Source organism: Mesorhizobium sp. P5_C1 (assembly GCF_054049815.1).
The window spans coordinates 1-3,090 of sequence record NZ_JBFULQ010000609.1; the positions used below are offsets into that span (position 1 = coordinate 1).

Here is a 3,090-nt window from a genome sequence, read left to right on the forward strand (position 1 = left end):
CTACAATCTTCAGCTCGATGGTGACCTGCACCGGCCCGACCAGTCGAAGGTCGATGCCGTCGACGACGATTGGGACCAGTTCGAGAGCTTCGAGGCCTACGACGCCTTCACCCGCGCCTGGCTGCTGGCGGCGCGGCGGGTGCTGAAGCCCAATGGCACTATCTGGGTCATCGGCTCTTATCACAACATCTTCCGGGTCGGCGCCAAGATGCAGGATCTGGGCTTCTGGATCCTCAACGACGTCGTCTGGCGCAAGACCAATCCGATGCCGAATTTCCGTGGCCGCCGTTTCCAAAATGCGCATGAGACGATGATCTGGGCGTCGCGCGACCAGAAGGGCAAGGGCTACACCTTCAATTACGAAGCCATGAAGGCCTCGAACGACGACATCCAGATGCGCTCTGACTGGCTGTTTCCGATCTGCACCGGCGGCGAGCGGCTGAAGAACGACAATGGCGACAAGCTGCATCCGACGCAGAAGCCGGAAGCGCTGCTCGCGCGCATCATGATGGCCTCGACCAAACCCGGCGACATCGTACTCGACCCCTTCTTTGGCTCAGGCACCACCGGCGCGGTGGCCAAAAGGCTTGGCCGCCATTTCGTCGGCATCGAGCGGGAGCAGGCCTATATCGATGCCGCCAACGAGCGCATCGACGCGGTGCGGCCGCTGGACGGCGCCGACCTGACCGTGCTCACCGGCAAGCGCGCCGAGCCGCGCGTCGCCTTCGTCAGTCTCATCGATACCGGGCTGATGGTTCCGGGCGCCACGCTCTACGACGCCAAGAAGCGCTGGGCGGCCAAGGTGCGCGCCGACGGCACCGTGGCGATCGGCGACAGCGCCGGCTCGATCCACAAGATCGGCGCCGAAGTGCAGGGCCTGGATGCCTGCAACGGCTGGACCTTCTGGCACTATGAGCGCAGCGGCGGCCTGACCCCGATCGACGAGCTTCGCCGCATTGCCCGGCTCGGCATGGAGCGGGCAGGGGCCTGAACCCCTGCCAATTGCCACCATTCTCGCTGACTCAAGGTATCAACGGAACGCCGGAAGCGATTCAAATCACGCCATGATTCCGAGGCGTTCAAGGTCTGCCTGAAGCGTCTTGGCATCGGTGAACAGCACCGCTTGCCAGCCGGCCGCCTTGGCGCCGTCGACGTTCTTCTGGCTGTCGTCGATGAACAGCGTGGCCGACGGCTCGAGCCCGAACGCGGCGACGTGATGGTCGTAGATGCCGCGGTCCGGCTTGATCATCCCGACTTCGCCGGAGATGGTGACGCCGCGCGGCCGTTCGAGAAAATCGAAGCGTTTGCGCGCCTCGGAGAGCGTGTCGCTGGCGAAATTGGTCAGCATGGTCACGTCGTGGCCGCTTTCGATCAGGCCGACCATGATGGCGACACTGTCGTCATAGGCGTGCGGCACCATGTCGTGCCAGTAGCGGCGGAAATTGCGGATGTTTTCCGCGTGATCGGGATGCTCCGCAATCAGCAGCGCCTCGGCCTCTTGCCATGTCCGGCCGCGATCCTGCTCGATGTTCCAGTCATGCGTGCAGACATTGTCGAAGAACCACTTTCTCTCTTCGGCATCCGGAATGAGGAGGCTGAACGGAATATTCGGATCGTAGTGGATCAGCACCCTGCCGATGTCGAAAACGATGTGGCGGATTTCAGTCATGGGGCCTCTTTGCACTGTGTGGCGACGGTTTTTTCGTCGCGCCGGGTATCGCAGCCTCGATTGCCTTTTTCATGACAGTGGGCAGTGCTTCGCCTGAAATGTCCGAAGGCAGCGACCAGAAATGGCCGGCCGGCGTCTCGCCGTTCGTGTGGGCGAGGAACACGTCGAGCTCGAGCGCGAAGTGGGTGAAGACATGGGCGATCCGCCCCGTGGGCTTCCAGTTGCCGGGAAAGGGTGCCGCCGCTTGCGTGGTGGCGCCATCGATCCGCGCTGTCCAGGCGGTCGTCGGCACTTCGGTCATGCCGCCAAGCAGGCCTTTCTCCGCCCGTTTGCGCAGGAGAACGGCGCCGTCGCCCCGCACGGCGATGAAGGCCGCACCGCGCCGCAGCGGCTTGTCGGCCTTGGGCAGCCGCACCGGGAAATGTTCGGGGTCACCTGAAACGACCGCGCTGCAATCTTCGCGCAGCGGGCACAGCATGCAGCGCGGCCGGCGTGGCGTGCAGATGGTGGCGCCGAGATCCATCATCGCCTGGGCGAAATCGCCCGGCCTTGTCCCTGGCACCATACGCTCGACATGGGCGCGTATCTCGGCCTTGGCTTCGCTCAGCGGTGTTGTGATCGAAAACAGCCGGGAGATGACGCGTTCGACATTGCCGTCGACGACGGCGGCTGGGCGGTCGAAGGCGATCGCGGTGATYGCCGCCGATGTATAGGCGCCGATGCCGGGCAGTTCCCTGAGGCCGGCTTCCGTGTCGGGAAACCGGCCGCCGCGCTGGGCCACTAGGTCGGCGCAGGCCTTGAGATTGCGCGCGCGGGAATAGTAGCCGAGCCCGGCCCAGGCCTTCATCACATCCTCGGTCGGTGCCGCAGCAAGCGCCCCGACATCAGGCCATTTCTCGACGAAGACGCGAAAATAGGCCTTCACCGCTTCGACAGTGGTTTGCTGCAGCATGACTTCGGACAGCCAGATGCGGTAGGGATCGGGCATCACGCCGCGCGCGTGCTCACGCGGCGTGATGCGCCACGGCAACTCGCGATGATGCACATCGTACCAGCCGAGCAGGCGGGACGCGATGTCGGCACCGAATGGGGGTGTGGTCTTGCGGGTCTGGTCTGCTGGTGCCATTGATCGGGAATTGGCCTTGGCCGATGCTGGTGAGGCTGGAGAACGTACATGGCAGGGAGAACGCCCTACGGCAATCCCGTCCCGGTCAGCGATCTTGCGACCAAAATCCTCGACCCGGTGCTGCGCAAGCGGGCCGGCATTTCGATCGGCCTCGTCCAGTCGTGGGAAGAGATTGCCGGGCCACGCCTTGCCAGCCGCTCGCGTCCCGAAAAAATCCAGTGGCCGCGCCGCATGCATGAAGACGATCCGTTCGAGCCGGCGGTGCTGGTCATCGCCTGCGAAGGCATGGCGGCGC

Annotated in this window: 4 protein-coding genes; 2 read left to right on the top strand and 2 right to left on the bottom strand. The window is 64.3% G+C overall.

The features are described from left to right. A partial coding sequence (locus ACXJ7R_RS28735) for a DNA methyltransferase (RefSeq protein WP_457154781.1) occupies positions 1–991 on the top strand: 991 nt, incomplete at its 5' end. Positions 992–1,057: 66 nt separating this feature from the next. Here the strand turns inward: ACXJ7R_RS28735 and ACXJ7R_RS28740 are convergent. Both ACXJ7R_RS28740 and mutY read right to left on the bottom strand, forming a co-directional pair. Next, positions 1,058–1,669 (bottom strand): HAD family hydrolase, encoded by a 612-nt coding sequence (locus ACXJ7R_RS28740; protein WP_457154782.1) that lies wholly within the window; start codon positions 1,667–1,669, stop codon positions 1,058–1,060. Beyond that, entirely contained in the window at positions 1,662–2,795 is a 1,134-nt protein-coding gene (gene mutY, locus ACXJ7R_RS28745; RefSeq protein WP_457154783.1) for an A/G-specific adenine glycosylase, read from the bottom strand. Before mutY ends, ACXJ7R_RS28740 begins: the two co-directional genes overlap by 8 nt. 48 nt (positions 2,796–2,843) lie before the next feature. Between mutY and ACXJ7R_RS28750 the strand changes: the two genes are divergently transcribed. Next, positions 2,844–3,090, top strand: a 247-nt coding sequence (locus tag ACXJ7R_RS28750) for a DciA family protein (RefSeq protein WP_457154784.1), incomplete at its 3' end; no start/stop codon positions are given.

Coding starts and splice junctions, on each gene's coding strand:
- ACXJ7R_RS28740 (WP_457154782.1), bottom strand. CDS start 1,669: ATGACTGAAATCCGCCACATCGTTTTCGACATCGGCAGGGTGCTGATC.